At 73.5% G+C, this 18,121-nt stretch carries 12 protein-coding genes; 7 read left to right on the forward strand and 5 right to left on the reverse strand.

Annotated features, from left to right (window positions below; genetic code table 11):
• The first annotated feature begins 121 nt into the window (after nucleotides 1-121).
• Nucleotides 122-1,729, forward strand: a complete 1,608-nt coding sequence (locus ACZ4VA_RS08640) for a 3' terminal RNA ribose 2'-O-methyltransferase Hen1 (protein WP_355784416.1) — start codon at nucleotides 122-124, stop codon at nucleotides 1,727-1,729.
• Nucleotides 1,726-4,296, forward strand: coding sequence for a polynucleotide kinase-phosphatase (locus ACZ4VA_RS08645; protein WP_468080476.1), 2,571 nt, complete (start codon nucleotides 1,726-1,728; stop codon nucleotides 4,294-4,296). The genes ACZ4VA_RS08640 and ACZ4VA_RS08645 overlap by 4 nt, the downstream gene beginning before the upstream one ends.
• Nucleotides 4,297-4,803: 507 nt before the next feature.
• Here ACZ4VA_RS08645 and ACZ4VA_RS08650 read toward each other — a convergent pair.
• Nucleotides 4,804-5,703: a hypothetical protein gene (locus ACZ4VA_RS08650; protein ID WP_356172974.1), complete on the reverse strand. Its 900-nt coding sequence runs from the start codon at nucleotides 5,701-5,703 to the stop codon at nucleotides 4,804-4,806.
• Nucleotides 5,700-6,743: an SPFH domain-containing protein gene (locus tag ACZ4VA_RS08655; RefSeq protein WP_356172977.1), complete on the reverse strand. Its 1,044-nt coding sequence runs from the start codon at nucleotides 6,741-6,743 to the stop codon at nucleotides 5,700-5,702. The genes ACZ4VA_RS08650 and ACZ4VA_RS08655 overlap by 4 nt, the downstream gene beginning before the upstream one ends.
• A 161-nt stretch (nucleotides 6,744-6,904) precedes the next feature.
• Here ACZ4VA_RS08655 and ACZ4VA_RS08660 point away from each other — a divergent pair, with 161 nt between their 5' ends.
• The 3 genes from ACZ4VA_RS08660 to ACZ4VA_RS08670 all read left to right on the forward strand — a co-directional run bounded on the left by ACZ4VA_RS08660 (nucleotide 6,905) and on the right by ACZ4VA_RS08670 (nucleotide 11,043).
• Nucleotides 6,905-8,128 (forward strand): arginine deiminase, encoded by a 1,224-nt coding sequence (locus ACZ4VA_RS08660; protein WP_356172980.1) that lies wholly within the window; start codon nucleotides 6,905-6,907, stop codon nucleotides 8,126-8,128.
• 122 nt (nucleotides 8,129-8,250) lie between these two features.
• Nucleotides 8,251-9,258, forward strand: a complete 1,008-nt coding sequence (argF, locus tag ACZ4VA_RS08665; protein WP_468080479.1) for an ornithine carbamoyltransferase — start codon at nucleotides 8,251-8,253, stop codon at nucleotides 9,256-9,258.
• Between the two features lie 285 nt (nucleotides 9,259-9,543).
• Nucleotides 9,544-11,043, forward strand: coding sequence for an amino acid permease (locus ACZ4VA_RS08670; RefSeq protein WP_468080481.1), 1,500 nt, complete (start codon nucleotides 9,544-9,546; stop codon nucleotides 11,041-11,043).
• Here the strand turns inward: ACZ4VA_RS08670 and ACZ4VA_RS08675 are convergent.
• Nucleotides 11,000-11,458 carry an ATP-binding protein gene (locus ACZ4VA_RS08675; RefSeq protein WP_355795755.1) on the reverse strand — a complete coding sequence of 153 codons (459 nt, stop codon included), beginning with the start codon at nucleotides 11,456-11,458 and terminating at the stop codon, nucleotides 11,000-11,002. The two genes, ACZ4VA_RS08670 and ACZ4VA_RS08675, sit on opposite strands and share 44 nt — an antisense overlap.
• A 535-nt stretch (nucleotides 11,459-11,993) precedes the next feature.
• On the opposite strand from ACZ4VA_RS08675, the gene ACZ4VA_RS08680 reads away from it, so the two are divergent.
• Nucleotides 11,994-12,821 (forward strand): enoyl-CoA hydratase family protein, encoded by an 828-nt coding sequence (locus ACZ4VA_RS08680; protein ID WP_355790421.1) that lies wholly within the window; start codon nucleotides 11,994-11,996, stop codon nucleotides 12,819-12,821.
• The gene (locus ACZ4VA_RS08685) at nucleotides 12,818-15,154 is read left to right on the forward strand and encodes a bifunctional salicylyl-CoA 5-hydroxylase/oxidoreductase (protein ID WP_468080484.1); all 2,337 of its coding nucleotides are present in this window, start codon (nucleotides 12,818-12,820) and stop codon (nucleotides 15,152-15,154) included. The genes ACZ4VA_RS08680 and ACZ4VA_RS08685 overlap by 4 nt, the downstream gene beginning before the upstream one ends.
• A gap of 203 nt (nucleotides 15,155-15,357) precedes the next feature.
• Here ACZ4VA_RS08685 and ACZ4VA_RS08690 read toward each other — a convergent pair whose 3' ends face one another.
• Together ACZ4VA_RS08690 and ACZ4VA_RS08695 are read right to left on the reverse strand one after the other, a co-directional pair.
• Complete coding sequence (locus tag ACZ4VA_RS08690) at nucleotides 15,358-16,191, reverse strand: PaaX family transcriptional regulator (protein ID WP_468080486.1); 834 nt, start codon at nucleotides 16,189-16,191, stop codon at nucleotides 15,358-15,360.
• Between the two features lie 13 nt (nucleotides 16,192-16,204).
• The gene (locus ACZ4VA_RS08695) at nucleotides 16,205-17,929 is read right to left on the reverse strand and encodes an AMP-binding protein (RefSeq protein ID WP_468080488.1); all 1,725 of its coding nucleotides are present in this window, start codon (nucleotides 17,927-17,929) and stop codon (nucleotides 16,205-16,207) included.
• Between the last annotated feature and the right edge of the window lie 192 nt (nucleotides 17,930-18,121).

The raw sequence follows: 18,121 nt of genomic DNA on the forward strand, positions 1-18,121 counted from the left end.
CCGACGGCGCGCTCTTCCCTCGCTGCGGTTCGACGGGGCCCGCGCGTGCGCACACCGAGTGCGCGGCCGCGGTCCGTACGGGCGGACCGCGGTACAGAAAACCTATCGAGGCCTGCTTACCGTGTTCCTGACGATCAGTACCACCGGCACCCCAGAGCGCCCCGCGACCGACCTCGGCTACCTGCTGCACAAGCATCCCGACAAGGCGCAGGCGTTCTCCACCTCCTACGGCAGGGCGCACGTCCTCTACCCCGAGGCGTCCGTCCAGCGGTGCACGGCCGCGCTGCTGCTGGAGGTGGACACGGTGGCGCTGGTCCGCCGGGGCAAGGGCAAGGGACGCGGCGGCGCACCTGACGCGGCGCTCGCGCAGTACGTCAACGACCGCCCGTACGCGGCCTCCTCGCTGCTCGCCGTCGCCCTCAGCACCGTCTTCAGCAGCGCGATGAAGGGCCAGTGCAACGCCAGGCCGGACCTGCCGGAGCGGCCGTTGCCCCTGCGGATCGAGGTGCCCGCGCTGCCCGCCCGCGGCGGCGCCGACCTCGTGCGCCAGCTGTTCGAGCCGCTCGGCTGGACGGTGACCGTGGACGCCGTGCCGCTGGACACCGAGTTCCCCGAGTGGGGCGACTCCCGCTACGTACGCCTCGTGCTGGAATCCGAGGAGGGGCCGACGCTCGCCGAGGCGCTGCGCCACCTCTACGTCCTGCTCCCGGTGCTCGACGACGCCAAGCACTACTGGGTGGCCCCCGACGAGGTCGACAAGCTGCTGCGGGCCGGCGACGGCTGGCTCCCCGACCACCCCGAACAGCACCTGATCACCAGCCGGTACCTCTCCCGCCGCTGGTCCCTGACCCGCGAGGCCCGGGAGCGGCTGGAGCTCGTGCGGCTCGCCGAGGCCGACGACAGCGCCGTCGAGGAGATCGACAACGCGGTGGAGGACCAGGGCGACCCCGAGACCGGGGAGCCGGGCACCGACGGCGGGACGGCTGCCGCCGAGGCCGTGACCGGCGACGCCGGCGAGGCCGTGACGTCCGCCGGGGACGAGGCCGTGACGCCCGCTGGTGACGAGGCCGTGCCGCTCGCCGTGCGGCGGCGCGACGCCATCCTCGCCGCGCTGCGGGACTCCGGTGCCGGGCGCGTCCTCGATCTCGGCTGCGGGCAGGGGCAGTTGGTGCAGGCCCTGCTCAAAGACCCCCGGTACACCGAGATCGTCGGCGTCGATGTGTCGATGCGTGCGCTCACCGTCGCCGCGCGCCGCCTCAAGCTGGACCGCCTCGGGGAGCGGCAGGCCGCACGCGTCAAGCTCGTACAGGGCTCGCTCGCGTACACCGACAAGCGGCTCAAGGGCTACGACGCCGCGGTGCTGAGCGAGGTGATCGAGCACCTCGACCTGCCCCGGCTGCCCGCCCTGGAGTACGCCGTCTTCGGCTCCGCGCGCCCGCGGACCGTCCTGGTGACGACGCCGAACGTCGAGTACAACGTCCGCTGGGAGACCCTCCCGGCCGGTCACTCCCGGCACGGCGACCACCGCTTCGAGTGGACCCGCGAGGAGTTCCGCGCCTGGGCCCGGGCGGTGGCCGAACGGCACGCCTACGAAGTGGAGTTCGCGCCCGTCGGCCCCGACGACCCGGAGGTCGGCCCCCCGACCCAGATGGCCGTGTTCACCCTGAGCGGGACCCCGCACGACAAGCCGGCGAAGACCCCGGTCCCGAAGGAGGAGAAGGCCGCATGACGAACGAGACCAGCACGGGACGCACCCTGCCCGTCACCGACCTCTCCCTCGTGGTGCTGATCGGCGCGTCCGGCTCCGGCAAGTCCACCTTCGCGCGCAGGCACTTCAAGCCCACCGAGGTGATATCCAGCGACTTCTGCCGCGGCCTCGTCGCCGACGACGAGAACGACCAGAGCGCCAGCCGCGACGCCTTCGACGTGCTCCACTACATCGCGGGCAAGCGCCTCGCGAGCGGCCGGCGCACCGTCGTCGACGCGACCAGCGTGCAGCAGGAGAGCCGCCGGCAGCTGATCGACCTGGCGAAGGAGCACGACGTGCTGCCCATCGCCATCGTCCTCGACGTGCCCGAGGACGTCTGCGCCGAACGCAACGCGGCCCGCAGCGACCGGGCCGGCATGCCGCGCCGCGTCATCCAGCGGCACACCCGTGAACTCCGCCGCTCCCTGCGCCACTTGGAGCGCGAGGGGTTCCGCAAGGTGCACGTCCTGCGCGGCGTCGAGGAGATCGAGAACGCCGAGGTCCGCACCGAGAAGCGGTACAACGACCTGACCCATCTCACCGGGCCGTTCGACATCATCGGCGACATCCACGGCTGCGCGTCCGAACTGGATACGCTGCTCACCAAGCTCGGTTACGTCGACGGCTCGCACCCGGAAGGCCGTACGGCCGTCTTCGTCGGCGACCTCGTCGACCGCGGCCCCGACTCCCCGGGCGTGCTGCGGCGCGTGATGTCCATGGTCGCGTCCGGCGACGCGCTGTGCGTGCCGGGCAACCACGAGAACAAGTACGGACGCCACCTCAAGGGCCGCAAGGTCCAGCACACGCACGGCCTCGCCGAGACCATCGAGCAGATGGAGGGGGAGAGCGAGGAGTTCAAGCGGCAGGTGCGGGAGTTCATCGACGGACTCGTCAGCCACTACGTCCTCGACGGTGGCCGCCTCGTCGTCTGCCACGCCGGGCTGCCCGAGAAGTACCACGGGCGTACGTCGGGACGCGTGCGGTCGCACGCCCTGTACGGCGAGACGACGGGCGAGACCGACGAGTTCGGCCTGCCCGTGCGCTACCCGTGGGCGGAGGACTACCGCGGCAGCGCGGCAGTGGTGTACGGCCACACCCCCGTCCCCTCGGCCACCTGGCTCAACAACACCATCTGCCTCGACACCGGAGCCGTGTTCGGCGGCAGGCTCACCGCGCTGCGCTGGCCGGAGCGCGAACTGGTCGACGTACCCGCCGAGCGGGTCTGGTACGAGCCCACGAAGCCGCTTGCCTCCGAGGCGCCCGGCGGGCACGAGGGCCGGCCGCTCGACCTCGCGGACGTGCACGGACGGCGGGTCGTGGAGACCCGGCACGCCGGACGGGTGTCCGTGCGCGAGGAGAACGCCGCCGCGGCCCTCGAGGTGATGAGCCGCTTCGCCGTCGACCCGCGGCTGCTCCCGTACCTGCCGCCCACCATGGCGCCGACCGCGACCTCGCGCGTCGACGGCTACCTGGAGCACCCCGCCGAGGCGTTCGCGCAGTACCACGAGGACGGGGTCGCGCGGGTCGTGTGCGAGGAGAAGCACATGGGCTCCCGGGCGGTCGCGCTGGTCTGCCGGGACGCGGCGACCGCCCGCGAGCGGTTCGGTGTGGGCGGGGCCCCGCGCCCGGACGGCGGCGAGGGTCCCACGGGCGCCCTCTACACGCGCACCGGGCGGCCCTTCTTCGACGACGCCGCGGTGACCGAGGAGATCCTCGGCCGGCTGCGGACCGCCGCCGACGAGGCCGGACTGTGGAAGGACCTGGAGACCGACTGGCTGCTGCTGGACGCCGAGTTGATGCCGTGGTCGCTGAAGGCGTCCGGGCTGCTGCGCACGCAGTACGCGGCCGTCGGAGCCGCGTCCGGGGCGGCGTTCCCGGGGGCGCTCGCCGCGCTCGAAGGGGCGGCGGCGCGTGGTGTCGACGTCCACGACCTGCTCACCGGGCAGCGTGAACGGGCGGCCGACGCGGCGGCGTTCACGGACGCCTACCGGCGGTACTGCTGGACCACGGACGGTCTGGAGGGCGTGCGTCTCGCCCCCTTCCAGATCCTCGCCGTCCAGGGCCGCAGCCTCGCCGCCCTGCCGCACGACGAGCAGCTCGCGCTCATCGACCGCCTCGTGGAGCACGACGGGAGCGGCCTGCTCCAGACCACCCGCCGGCTGTACGTGGACACGGGCGACGCGGAGTCCGTGCGGGCCGGCGTCGACTGGTGGCTGGAGATGACCGGGCGCGGCGGCGAGGGCATGGTCGTCAAACCCCTCCAGGCCGTGGTGCGGTCCCCGCAGGGGCGGCTGGTGCAGCCCGGCATCAAGTGCCGGGGACGCGAGTACCTGCGGATCATCTACGGCGCCGAGTACACGCGGCCCGAGAACCTCGCGCGGCTGCGCGGGCGGTTCCTGAACCACAAGCGGTCGCTGGCGATCCGGGAGTACGCGCTGGGTCTTGAGGCGCTGGACCGGCTGGCCGAGGGCGAGCCGTTGTGGCGGGTGCACGAGGCCGTGTTCGCGGTGCTGGCGTTGGAGTCGGAACCGGTGGATCCCCGTCTCTGACGGGAACGTGATCCGGGGGCCCGGGGCGGGGGTGTTGCCCTGTCCCGGGCCGGTGTTCCGTCACCGCCGGTGTCAACGGGCCCACGGGACCCGGGTCGCTTGCCGGCCCCGGCCCCGCTCACGTCGCCCGGCTTCGACCCCCGCTCAGGATCTGACCCCCGGTCCCGGCCCCGCCATGGGGCTCCGCCCCAGACCCCGCTCCTCAAACGCCGGAGGGGCTGATTTCTTCTGTCCCCTGAGCTGGAGGGAGCCGTTCCCTTTCGCCACCCCACTGGAGGGAAGTCTCGCTGTCCCTGTGCTGGAGGGGCGGCGTTTCTTCGCTGGGCCCTGCGGCTGCGGCTTTTCGGGGTGGGCGGCGCTCCCCTCCCGCCATGGGGCTCCGCCCCAGACCCCGCTCCTCAAACGCCGGAGGGGCTGATTCCCCACCTGAGGGCTGTCTCTTTCCGCCCGCCCTCTCCACCGGAGAGGAAGGTCCTGCCGCCCCTGCGCTGGAGGGCTTCCCTTCCCCTAACTCACCAGGCGTAGCCGGGTATCCGCCACGCCCACCCGGACCGTCTGGCCCCACGTCAGTTGCAGGGCGTCGTTCTCCATTCCGTCGCCGAAGGCTATGAGGCGGTCCGACTCGACGGTGACGTGGAGGCGGGACGCGTCGATGAGGGTGCCGGAGACGAGCGACGTGCCGGTGGCCGGGGACGGCCAGGCCTCGCGGACGAACCACAGCAACCGTTCCTCCGTGGGTCCCGGCAGCGGGAGACCGGCGCCGCGCTCCTGCCACACGGACCGCAGCCACCCGGTCGCCCCCGTCCCCGTGCCGACCAGGACCCCGGAGGAGGCCTGGGGCTCGACGGCACCCCTGTCGCCGTCGAGCCCCAGCCGGTAGCGGGCCGTCTGATGGCCCGCGGCTCCGAGGTAGATCTCATTGAGCGCGACCAGCCGCTGCGTGTCGTCGGCCACCGCCTCGACCATCGTGAGGTCGTCGCTCCGCCCGGCGCGGGCCGGCACGGAGGCGAGCAACGCGGCCGCGTCCCGGGGCCGGTGGCGCACCAGCACCGCCGGGTTGCGTCCCGGATCGGTGTCGATGCCGATCACGGGCTGCCCCGTCAGGTACTTGGCGACGTTGGCCACCAGCCCGTCCTGGCCGACGACGACCACGACGTCCTCGGGGCCGAACAGGAAGCGGTCCAAGTCCTGCCTCTCCAGGCGTGCCTGGCGCCACGTCAGCGGAACAGCGGCGGCGACCTCGGCGAGCGCCTCGCGAGTACGCCGGTGCCGGTCGGCGACCTCCGCGATGTCGCGGCCCCGTGACGCGAGGAAGAAGGCGGCCTGGCCGTGCGTACCGTGCCGGGCCACCAACTCCTCGTACTCCGTGGTGCGGTGCACGAGCACGGCACGGGGTGCGAGGCTCACGCCGGTTCCCCCGGTGTGCCGCCCAGCCTGGCCAGCAGCCCCGTCAGCACGTCCGGCGACACCGTGACGCTGTCGATCCGGGGCAGGTTCTCGGCCAGCCGGGTGGCCGTCAGGGCGTGCAGCGTCGCGACGTCCGCGTCCCCGTGCACCCGCAGCCACGCGGCCTGCGCCTCGGCCCGCGCCTCGCCGACCTCCCGCGCGGCCTGCGCCTCCGCCCCGGCCAGCCGGACGGTCCGTGCCGCCTCCGCCTCGGCCAGGCGCACCGTCCGTGCCGCCTCCGCCGTGGCCCGTACCGCGTCCGCCGCGGCGTGCTCCTCGGCCTCGCGCCGCGCGTTCGTCCCGCGCTGGTCGACCAACTGCTCCTCGCGGCGGGCGAGTTCGATCTGGCTGGCCAGTTCGTTCTCGGCGATCGCCCGCTCCCGCTCGACGGCCACGGCACGCCGCTCGTACGTCGCCTTGTCCGCGTCCTGCTGGATCTGCTCCCGCGCCGGTGTCCGCAGCGCCCGCTCCACCTCGGGTTCGGGGCGCAGGGCCACGACCCGCACGGCGACCACCTCGATGCCGGTCGCCGGCAGCCGCGGCTCCGCGGCGAGCGCGCCCGCGACCCGCTCGCGCACGGCGGCCACCCCGTCCACCAGGGCCGACGCCAGCGGCGTACGCGCCAGCACGTCCAGCGCGTGCTGCTGGGCCGTCTCCGTGAGCAGCGTCCCGAGCTGTTCGAGGGGCGCGCCCCGCCAGACGCCCGTGTCGGGATCGATGGAGAAGTCGAGGCGGGCGGCTGCGAGCGCGGGGTCGCTGATCCGGTAGGTGACGGTCGCCTGGACGGCCACGTCCTGGAAGTCGGACGTACGGGCGTGGAAGGTCATCGCCAGCTCGCGGTCGTCGACCGGGACCTCGGAGAGGGCGGCGCTCAGCGCGCGGTACCAGAAGCTCAGCCCCGGCCCGTCGTGCACAAGCCGTCCCGACCGGTGGTGCCGCACATGCGTGGTCGGCGCCCCGCGCAGGTGGCGCCAGCCCAGGCGCCGGGTGATGTCGGCCATCGGTACAACCCCCTCGTCGCCGGACGGGGTCCGTACACCCGCCCGTTGTCGTCAGTACGACGATAAACAGTGGGGCTCTTATCGTCAAGGGGACGAAATCAACTGGGACGGGTTCGCGCGGATGTGCGGGTGAAACGCGTCCGGGTGGTCAGGATGGAGTCATGGGATTTCACGTCGACTCCGAGGCCGGGCGGCTGCGCCGCGTCATCCTGCACCGGCCGGATCTGGAGCTCAAAAGGCTCACCCCCAGCAACAAGGACGCGCTGCTCTTCGACGACGTGCTGTGGGTGCGCCGGGCGCGAGCGGAGCACGACGGGTTCGCGGACGTCCTGCGGGACCGAGGCGTCGCCGTCCACCTCTTCGGCGACCTGCTCACCGAGACCCTGGAGATCCCGGCGGCCCGTTCGCTCGTCCTGGACCGGGTGTTCGAGGAGAAGGAGTACGGCCCCCTCGCCACCGACCACCTGCGGGACGCCTTCGAGGGCATGTCCGCCCCGGACCTGGCCGCCGCGCTGGTCGGCGGGATGACCAAGCGCGAGTTCCTGGAGGCGCACGCCGAACCGACCTCCGTGCGCTTCCACGTCATGGACCTGGACGACTTCCTGCTCGGCCCGCTCCCCAATCACCTCTTCACCCGGGACACCTCCGCCTGGATCTACGACGGGGTGTCCATCAACGCCATGCGCTGGCCCGCCCGCCAGCGGGAGACCGTGCACTTCGAGGCGATCTACCGCCACCACCCGCTCTTCCGCGACGAGTCCTTCCGCCTCTGGTCGGAGGGGCAGGCGGACTACCCGTCCACCATCGAGGGCGGCGACGTGCTGGTGATCGGCAACGGGGCGGTCCTCATCGGGATGAGCGAGCGGACCACGCCCCAGGCCGTCGAGATGCTCGCGCACAAGCTGTTCGCGGCCGGCTCGGCCCGCACCATCGTGGCGCTCGACATGCCGAAGCGCCGGGCGTTCATGCACCTCGACACCGTGATGACGATGGTGGACGGCGACATCTTCACGCAGTACGCCGGACTCGGCATGCTCCGCAGCTACACCATCGAACCGGGCGCCGGCGACAAGGAGCTCAAGGTCACCGACCATCCGCCGGAGCACATGCACCGCGCGATCGCCGCCGCCCTCGGGCTCAGCGCGATCCGGGTGCTCACCGCCACCCAGGACGTGCACTCGGCCGAGCGCGAGCAGTGGGACGACGGCTGCAACGTCCTCGCGGTCGAGCCGGGCGTCGTGATCGCGTACGAGCGGAACTCGACGACCAACACGCATCTGCGCAAGCAGGGCATCGAGGTGATAGAGATCCCCGGCAGCGAACTCGGCCGGGGCAGGGGTGGCCCCCGCTGCATGAGCTGCCCCGTCGAGCGGGACGCCGTGTAGCGGGGGAGGGGGCGAGGGGCGGCCGGTCCCTGGGGTCGGGACGCACCCCGGCTCCGTATAGAAATGTCGAGGGTCGTATAGAATTCCAGAAGTCCCCGTCTTCGTAACCCTGGAGCGCCCCCATGGCGACAGTCCCGACCGCCCTCGCCGGCCGCCATTTCCTCAAGGAGCTGGACTTCACCGCGGAGGAGTTCCGTGGCCTGATCGAGCTGGCCGCGGAGCTCAAGGCGGCCAAGAAGGCGGGCACGGAGACGCGCCACCTCCAGGGGCGCAACATCGCGCTGATCTTCGAGAAGACCTCGACCCGCACCCGCTGCGCGTTCGAGGTCGCCGCCGCCGACCAGGGCGCCTCGACCACCTATCTCGACCCGTCCGGCTCGCAGATAGGCCACAAGGAGTCCGTGAAGGACACCGCCCGGGTGCTCGGCCGGATGTTCGACGCGATCCAGTACCGCGGTGACAGCCAGGCCGGCGTCGAGGAGCTCGCCGCGTACGCCGGAGTGCCGGTCTACAACGGCCTGACCGACGACTGGCACCCCACCCAGATGCTCGCCGACGTGCTCACCATGACCGAGCACAGCGACAAGCCCCTCGACCGGATCGCCTTCGCGTACCTCGGCGACGCCCGCTTCAACATGGGCAACTCCTACCTGGTGACCGGCGCGCTGCTCGGCATGGACGTACGGATCGTCGCCCCACGCGCGTACTGGCCGGCGCAGGAGATCGTCGACCGGGCCCACAAGCTCGCCGAGCACAGCGGCGGCCGCGTCACGCTCACCGAGGAGGTCGCCGAGGGGGTCCGCGGCGCCGACTTCGTGGCCACCGACGTCTGGGTCTCGATGGGGGAGCCCAAGGACGTGTGGGACGAGCGCATCCGCGCGCTGTCCCCGTACGCCGTGACGATGGACGTGCTCCGCGCCACCGGCAACCCGGACGTCAGGTTCCTGCACTGCCTGCCGGCCTTCCACGACCTGGGCACCAAGGTCGGCCGCGAGATCCACGCGACGCACGGGCTCGACTCGCTGGAGGTGACCGACGAGGTCTTCGAGTCGGCGCACTCGGTCGTCTTCGACGAGGCGGAGAACCGGCTGCACACCATCAAGGCGATCCTCGTCGCCACCCTCGCCTGACGCGGACCGGACCCGCCCGCACCAGAGCAGCACGCGCCGGAGCCCACCCGACCCGCGGGCGCAGGGCATCCGGTCCGGCCCGCCCGCGCCGGACACCCCGTCCGTTCGCAGGTACAGGCCACCGGCGTCCGGCCGCCCGCGCCGGACGCCCCGTTCGGCCTCCGTCGCGCCTCTGCCGTGTAACGCTGCCGCCGCGTCTCCCCGTACGATCCTCGGCGGGCCCCGGAATCATCCCTTCCGCCGCCCGTCATGCGACCGACCCCGTCGCGCCCCCGCACCATCGAAATGAGCACCACCCGCATGCCCGCTCCACGCACCGAGCGCGCCGCCCGCAGCAGGCGCGCTCCCCGCATCAAGTCCACCGAGCTCCTGGTCGCCGAATCCGGCGCGGACCTCGAAGGCCATGGCCTCAAGCGCACCATGGGCCTCTTCCAGCTCGTCTGCTTCGGCGTCGGCGCGATCGTCGGCACCGGGATCTTCGTCGGTCTCTCCGACTCCGTCGGGCAGGCCGGTCCCGCGGTGGTCGTCTCGTTCGTCCTCGCCGCGCTCACCTGCGTCTTCACCGCGTTCTCCTTCGCGGAGCTGGGCGGCGCGATCCCGGTCTCCGGATCCTCGTACTCCTTCGCCTACGCGGGCCTCGGCGAGGGCACGGCCTTCCTCGTCGGCTGGTGCCTGCTGCTGGAGTACGGCGTCTCCGTGTCGGCCGTGGCGGTCGGCTGGAGCCAGTACGTCAACGAACTGCTCCGGAGCCTGACGGGCGTGGAGCTGCCCGACGCGGTGTCCGCGGGTCCCGCCGACGGCGGCGTCGTGAACCTCCCGGCGGTCGTCGTGATCGCGCTGGCCTCGGTCCTGCTCGTCCGCGGGGTGCGCGAGAGCGCCCGCGCGACCGCCGCCATGGCGGTCCTGAAGCTCGCGGTGCTCGTGGCCTTCTGCGCCATCGGTTTCACCGCCTTCAAGGACGGCAACCTCAGCCCGTTCTCGCCGGCCGGCCTCGGCGGCATCGGCGCCGGCACCACGGCCGCCTTCTTCTCCTACATCGGCTTCGACGCGATCACCACCGCCGGTGAGGAGGCCAGGAACCCGCGCCGTGACATCCCGATCGCGATCCTGGTCTGCATCGGCCTGGTCACGCTGCTGTACTGCGCCGTGGCGCTCGCCGCGATCGGCGCCGTCGGCGCGGACCGCGTCGGCGGCCGGGCCGCCGCGCTGTCCTACGTCGTCAACGGGGTCACCGGCTCCACCGTCGGCGGCGGCATCGTCGCCTTCGGCGCGGTCGTCGCCATCGCCTCGGTCGTCCTCGCGGTGATGTACGGCCAGACCCGCGTCCTCATGTCCATGGCCCGAGACGGACTCGTCCCGCGCGTCTTCGAGCGCGTCTCCCCGAAGACGTCGACCCCGGTCTCCGGGACGCTCATCGTCGCGGTGGTCTTCGCGGTCCCGGCGGCCTTGGCGCCGCTCGACGCCGTCGTGGACCTCACCACCATCGGCACCCTGGCCGTGATGGCCGTCGTCAACGTCGTGCTGATCGCCCTGCGGCGCCGCGAACCGGGCCTCGCCCGCGCCTTCCGCGTCCCGCTCTACCCCGTGATGCCGCTGCTCGGCGTCGGCTTCTGCCTCTACCTGATGTACGAGACCGGCTGGGAGGCATGGCTGCAGTTCGGGGCGTTCCTGGTGGCCGGGTTCCTGGTGTACGCGGGGTACGGGCGCCGCCACTCACGGCTGGCCCCTGCGGCCGGGGACCCTAGTGCGCGTACCGGCGCTGAGACGGTACGACAGGAAGCCTGAACCAGACCGCCTTGCCGGACTCGGTGGGGCGGTGACCGCAGGAGGAGCTGAGGGTGCGGATGAGGAGGAGGCCGCGCCCGTGCTCCTGCCAGGGGTCGGGCGGACCGAGCTGCTGCGGGATCGTGAGATCGCCGGGCGGCGCCGGGTCCGGGTCGTGGACCTCGACCTGACAGCCCGACGGCAGCAGCTCCACCACCAGCTCTATCGGACCGTTCCCCGCGGTGTGCTCCACCGCGTTGGCGACCAGCTCCGCCGTCAGCAGCTCGGCGGTGTCGCTGTCGGCGGCGTGCTTCAGCTCGGCCAGCGCCGTCCGCACCAGCGCACGCGCGACGGGCACCGCCGCAGCCGTGTGCGGCAGCGCGATGCGCCAGGAGGCGGGGGCGGAGGGCGGCTCGTGCAAGGCGGGTCCGTTCATCAGCAGGCTGTCCTGCTTTCAACATAGGAATGGTACGGCTTTCCCGAACGGAGTCGGGCGGCGGGCGGTGGCGGGGACGTTCGTCCCGCGTACCGGGGCGTACCCAGGCGAACGGCCCGCCGCGCACGGTCGCGCCCACCGTTACGCGCCTATCGATGATCCGTGACTCGGTGACGGCCGCGCGGGGCCCCGCCGCGGCGGGGCCCCGGGCCGCCGAGCGGCCCTGTCCGGCCCGGGTGCGCAGCCGTGGCTGTCGCACCCGGCCAGGGAAGGCGGCGGACGCTCGGGTCGCGGGCGGCGCCCTCCCGGCGAGGTGCCGGCCCTGCCCTCTCGGCCCCCAGCCGACGTCGCCCCCTGCCGGGACGTGCCTCCACAGCGGGGTCGACCTCCGGGGCCCGCCCGAGAATCGGGTTATCGCGCACTCGTGACGACAGTCACGGAGCGGTGATAGCTTCGTGAGGCAGCCGGGTGCGGTCGCGGGTCCCCTCGGCCCGGCGCCGCCGACCGCCGCCCCCGCCCGAGGAGGCCGCACACCATGAGTCCCTTCACCGGCTCCGCCGACCGCACCTCCGACTGGCGGCACGTGAGATGCCGGATCGCCGACGGGGTCGCCACGGTCACCCTGGCCCGCCCGGACAAGTTGAACGCGCTCACCTTCGGCGCCTACGCCGACCTGCGCGACCTGCTCGCCGAGCTGTCCCGCGAGAGGTCCGTGCGGGCCCTCGTGCTGGCCGGGGAGGGCCGCGGGTTCTGCTCCGGCGGGGACGTCGACGAGATCATCGGCGCCACCCTGGCGATGGACACCGCACAGCTGCTGGACTTCAACCGGATGACCGGGCAGGTCGTACGCGCCCTGCGGGAGTGCCCGTTCCCGGTGATCGCGGCGGTGCACGGAGTCGCCGCGGGCGCCGGAGCCGTGCTCGCGCTCGCCGCCGACTTCCGGGTCGCCGACCCCACCGCCCGCTTCGCCTTCCTCTTCACGCGCGTCGGACTGTCCGGCGGCGACATGGGCGCCGCCTACCTCCTGCCCCGGGTGGTCGGCCTCGGGCACGCCACCCGGCTGCTGATGCTCGGGGAACCGGTGCGGGCGCCCGAGGCCGAGCGCATCGGCCTGATCAGCGAACTCGCCGAGGAGGGCCGCGCCGACGAGCACGCCCGGGCGCTCGCCCACCGCCTGGCCGAGGGCCCGGCCCTCGCGTACGCCCAGACCAAGGCGCTGCTCACCGCCGAGCTGGACATGCCGCTCGCCGCCTCGGTGGAGCTGGACGCCGCCACCCAGGCCCTGCTCATGAACGGCGAGGACTACGCGGAGTTCCACGCCGCGTTCACGGAGAAACGGCCGCCGAAGTGGCGGGGGCGGTGACCGTGCCGCGCGGGCAGGGGGAGCCGCCCGCCGCGGACGGGCCCGGGGCGGCCGGTGGACGCGGGCCCCGGGTCGCCGTCGTCGGGGGCGGACCCGGCGGGCTCTACGCCGCCGCACTGCTCAAGCGGCTCCGCCCCGAGCGCGAGATCACCGTCTGGGAGCGCAACGCGCCCGACGACACCTTCGGCTTCGGCGTCGTGCTCTCCGACGAGACGCTCGGCGGCATCGAGCACGCCGACCCGGTCGTCCACGAGGCCCTGCGGTCCGAGTTCGTGCGCTGGGACGACATCGACATCGTGCACCGCGGGGTACGCCACACCTCCGGCGGCCACGGCTTCGCGGCGCTCGGCAGGCGCCGGCTCCTGGAGATCCTGCACGAACGCTGCCGCGGCCTCGGCGTGGAGCTGCGCTTCCGCACCGAGGCCCCGCCCGCGGCCGAGCTGGCGGCCACCCACGACCTCGTCGTCGCCGCCGACGGGGTGCACAGCCTCACGCGGCGGGCGTACGCCGAGGCGTTCGGCCCCTCCGTCGAGGAACACCGCTGCCGCTACATCTGGCTCGCCGCGGACTTCGCCTTCGAGGCGTTCCGCTTCGAGATCGCCGAGACCGAGCACGGCGTGATGCAACTGCACGGCTACCCGTACGCGGCCGACGCCTCCACCGTCATCGTCGAGATGCGCGAAGAGGTCTGGCGCGCGGCCGGGTTCGCGGAGCTGGACGAGGCGGGGTCGGTGGAGCGGTGCGCCAAGATCTTCGCGGACGCCCTCGGCGGCCGGCCGCTGCGGTCCCACCGCTCCGCCTGGACGAACTTCCGCACCGTCGTCAACGACCGCTGGTCGCACGGGAATCTCGTCCTCCTCGGCGACGCCGCGCACACCGCCCACTTCTCCATCGGCTCCGGTACGAAGCTCGCGGTCGAGGACGCCTTGGCGCTCGCCGCCTGCCTGGAGGAGCAGCCGTCCTTCGGGGAGGCGCTGGCCGCCTACGAGGCGGAGCGGCGCCCGGTGGTCGCGTCCACGCAGCGCGCCGCGCGAGCCAGTCTGGAGTGGTTCGAGGACATGGGGCTCCATCTCGCGCAGCCGCCAAGGCAGTTCGCCTTCAACCTGCTCACCCGCAGCCGCCGCGTCACGCACGACAACCTGCGGCTGCGGGACGCCCGCTTCGTGGCCTGCGTGGAGCGCGAGTTCGGCTGCCCGCCCGACACGCCCCCCATGTTCACGCCCTTCCGGCTGCGCGACCTGCGGCTGCGCAACCGCGTCGTGGTGTCCCCCATGGACCTGTACTCGGCGACCGACGGTCTGCCCGGCGACTTCCACCTCGTCCACCTCGGGGCGCGGGCGCTGGGCGGCGCCGGGCTGGTCATGACCGAGATGGTGTGCGTCAGCCCCGAGGGCCGCATCACACCCGGCTGCGCCGGCCTCTACACCCCCGGACAGGCCGAGTCGTGGCGCCGGATCACCGACTTCGTGCACCGCGCCGCACCGGGCACGGCCATCGGCCTCCAGCTCGGCCACTCGGGCCGCAAGGGGTCGACGAAGCTGATGTGGGAGGGCATCGACGAACCGCTGGACGCGGGCAACTGGCCCGTCGTGGCGGCCTCGCCGATCCCGTACCGCCCGGACAGCCAGACACCGCGTGAACTCGTCCGCTCCCAACTGACCGACATCCGCGAACAGTTCGCTGCCGCCGCAAGGCGCGCCGCCCGCTGCGGCTTCGACCTGCTCGAACTGCACTGCGCCCACGGCTATCTGCTGTCCGGCTTCCTGTCGCCGCTGACCAACCGCAGGACCGACGCGTACGGCGGTTCCCTCGCCGGAAGGCTGCGGTTCCCGCTGGAGGTGTTCGACGCCGTACGCGCCGTATGGCCGCAGGAGCGGCCCATGACGGTGCGGATCTCCGCCACCGACTGGGCCGAGGGAGGCACCACGGCCGACGAGGCGGTCGGGATCGCCCGGGCCTTCGCCGCCCACGGCGCCGACGCGATCGACGTCTCCACCGGCCAGGTCGTCGCCGACGAACACCCCCGGTACGGCCGCTCGTACCAGACGCCCTTCGCCGACCGGATCCGCAACGAGACCGGTATCCCCGTCATCGCCGTCGGCGCGATCTCCTCCTGGGACGACGTCAACTCCCTGATCCTGGCGGGCCGCACGGACCTGTGCGCGCTGGCCCGCCCGCACCTCTACGACCCGCACTGGACGCTGCACGCGGCGGCCGAGCAGGGGTACGCGGGCCCCGGCGTCGTCTGGCCCGAGCCGTACCGGGCGGGCAGCAGGCGCCCGCAGACCGGACGCACGGACGCCCCCAAACCCCGTCTGCGGCTGGGTGATTGACGGCCCCCGGGCGGGCGGGTCGTCCCGGCTGTTGGGCGTGCGGCCGCGCAGGGAGTCGCCGGCCGCCGGGCCGGCCGTGAAGACGTGGTCGTCACCGTCGTCGAGGCGCGGCCGTCGTGCGGGTCGCCCTCAGTCCGCGCCCGCTTGTCTCACCGACGCGCCCCGCCCGCCCAGGTGCCGCACGTGACCGCGGCCGTGTCCCGTCAACCGGCCCGTTCCGCCGGTGAGATGCCCGCGAACTCCGCCCCGGCGTCCCGCAGCCGCTCGTGCAGGTCCCGGAAGACGGCCGCCGACCGGGCCCCCGGCCAGTCACCGGGCAGCAGCTCGGCCGGCAGCCCGGGATCGGCGTACGGCAGATGACGCCAGGAGTCCAGGGCGAGGAGGTAGTCGCGGTACGCCTCCTCCGGCGGGGTGTCCGCGCGCCGCTCCCAGGCGTGCAGCACGGGCGCGTGGGCGTCGAGGAACGCCTCGTGCTGCTTGGCGATGGCGGTGAGGTCCCACCAGCGTGCGACCGCCTCCGTGGTCGCCGCGAAGCCCAGGTGCTCGCCCCGGAAGAGGTCCACGTACGGATCGAGCCGCAGCCGCGCCAGGGCGTGCCGGGTCTCCTCGTACAGCCGCGCGGGGGCGATCCACACGCCCGGGGCCGCCGCGCCGAAGCCGAGCCCGGCCAGCCGGGAGCGCAGCACGTGACGCTTCTGCCGTTCCGACTCCGGTACGGAGAACACCGCGAGCACCCAGCCCTCGTCCTGCGGGGCCGCCGCCGCGTACACGCGCCGGTCGCCGTCCTCCAGCAGCTGCCGCGCGGCGGGCGACAGCGCGTACCCGGCCGCGCCGCCCGCCGTGCGCTCCGGCAGGAGCAGCCCGCGCCGCTTGAGCCGCGAGACCGAGGACCGTACGGAGGGCGCGTCGACGCCGACCGCGGCGAGGAGCCGGATCAGTTCGGCGACCGGCACCGGGCCGGGCGCGAAGCGGCCGTAGGCGCCGTAGAACGTGACGATGAGGGACCGGGGGGCGTGTTGCTCGGACACGTTGATCACTCTAAAGCGTAGATCATTCCGGCCGGCCGGCCCGGGGGACGCCGGTGCCGTCCGCGGGGGTGTCACCGGCCGCCGCGCGCAGCCGGAACCGTTGCAGTTTCCCCGTCGCCGTGCGCGGCAGCGCGTCCAGGAAGACGATCCGGCGCGGGCACTTGTACGGCGCCAGCTCGGACTTGAGGAACGCGCGCAGCGCCTCGGCGTCCCGGGGCGCGTCCGGCCGTAGCACCGCGTACGCCACCGCGACCTGGCCGCGCTCCTCGTCGGGGTGCCCCACCACGGCCGTCTCGACCACGTCCGGATGGCGCAGCAGCGCCTCCTCGACCTCGGGGCCCGCGATGTTGTACCCGGCCGAGATGATCATGTCGTCGGCGCGGGCCACGTAGCGGAAGCTGCCGTCCGGGTCGCGTACGTAGGTGTCGCCGGTGAGGTTCCAGCCGCCGCGTACGTACTCCCGCTGCCGCGCGTCGGCGAGGTAACGGCAGCCGACCGGCCCGCGCACGGCGAGCAGCCCGGGTTCGCCGTCGGGCACGGACTCGCCCGAGCCGTCGACCACGCGTGCCTCCCAGCCCGGCACCGGCAGCCCCGTCGTGCCGGGCCGGATCCGCTCGTCGGCCGCGGAGATGAAGATGTGCAGCAGCTCGGTGGCGCCGATGCCGTTGATGATCCGCAGGCCGGTCCGCGTGTGCCAGGCGTGCCAGGTGGCGGCGGGCAGGTTCTCGCCCGCCGAGACGCACCGGCGCAGCGACCCGACGTCGTGGCCGTCGACGCCGTCGAGCATCGCCCGGTACGCGGTCGGAGCGGTGAAGAGCACCGACACCCGGTGCCGGGCGATCGCCGGCAACAGCTGCCGGGGGCCCGCCTGTTCGAGGAGCAGGGAACTCGCGCCGGCCCGCAGCGGGAAGATGACGAGCCCGCCGAGCCCGAAGGTGAAGCCCAGCGGGGGACTGCCGGCGAAGACGTCGTCCGGGCGTGGCCTCAGCACGTGCGCGGAGAAGGTGTCCGCGATCGCCAGCACATCCCGGTGGAAGTGCATGCAGCCCTTGGGCCGTCCGGTGGTGCCTGAGGTGAAGGCGATGAGCGCGACGTCGTCGGCGGCGGTGTCGGCCGCCGGGTACGGCCCGTCCGGCGCGCCGGCGATCAGCGGCAGCAGGTCGTCGGGCGCGTCCCCGCCGTACGTCGTCACGCGCAGCCCGGCGACCCCGGCCCCGACCAGGTCGTCCACGCACCGCGCGTCGCACAGCGCGTGGGTCACCCGGGCGATCCCGCACATCGTGCGCAGTTCGTGCGGCCGCTGCTGCGCCAGCACCGTGACGGCCACCGCGCCCGCCTTCAGCACCGCCAGCCAGCAGGCGGCCAGCCACGGCGTGGTGGGTCCGCGCAGCAGCACCCGGTTGCCCGGCACGACCCCCAGCTCGCCGGTGAGGACGTGGGCGATCCGGTCGACGCGGTCGAGCAACTGCCCGTACGTCCACGCCGGTCCGGAGTCCGTGCGGAACGCGGGCCGCTCCGCGCCGAACCGCGTCACCGTGCGGTCCAGCAGCTCGACGGCGCAGTTCAGCCGGCCGGGATACCGCAGTTCGGGCAGCTCGAACCGGAGCTCGGGCCACTGGTCCGGGGGCGGGAGGTGGTCGCGCGCGAAGGTGTCCACGTGGGCCGAGACCGACGGTCCGCGTGCGGCGCCGGACGCGCCCTCGGCGTGCGTCGTGGTCCCGGCGTCCCCGGGGTGTCTGGGATCCATGGCCGTTCGCCCCCTTGTCGTGGTGGGCTGGCACGAGGAGCGTATCGTGTTGGTGACGACAGTCAACGGTCCGCGATACGGTCGCGAGAAGCGGCCACGGGCGGCACCGCGCCGGTCCGCCGTGCCCGGACGACGTGGGCCGGACCCGGCCGCCCTCGGGTCCCGCACGACGCGTCCGGCCGCCCGCGAACC

The organism is Streptomyces sp. NPDC028308 (assembly GCF_055565855.1).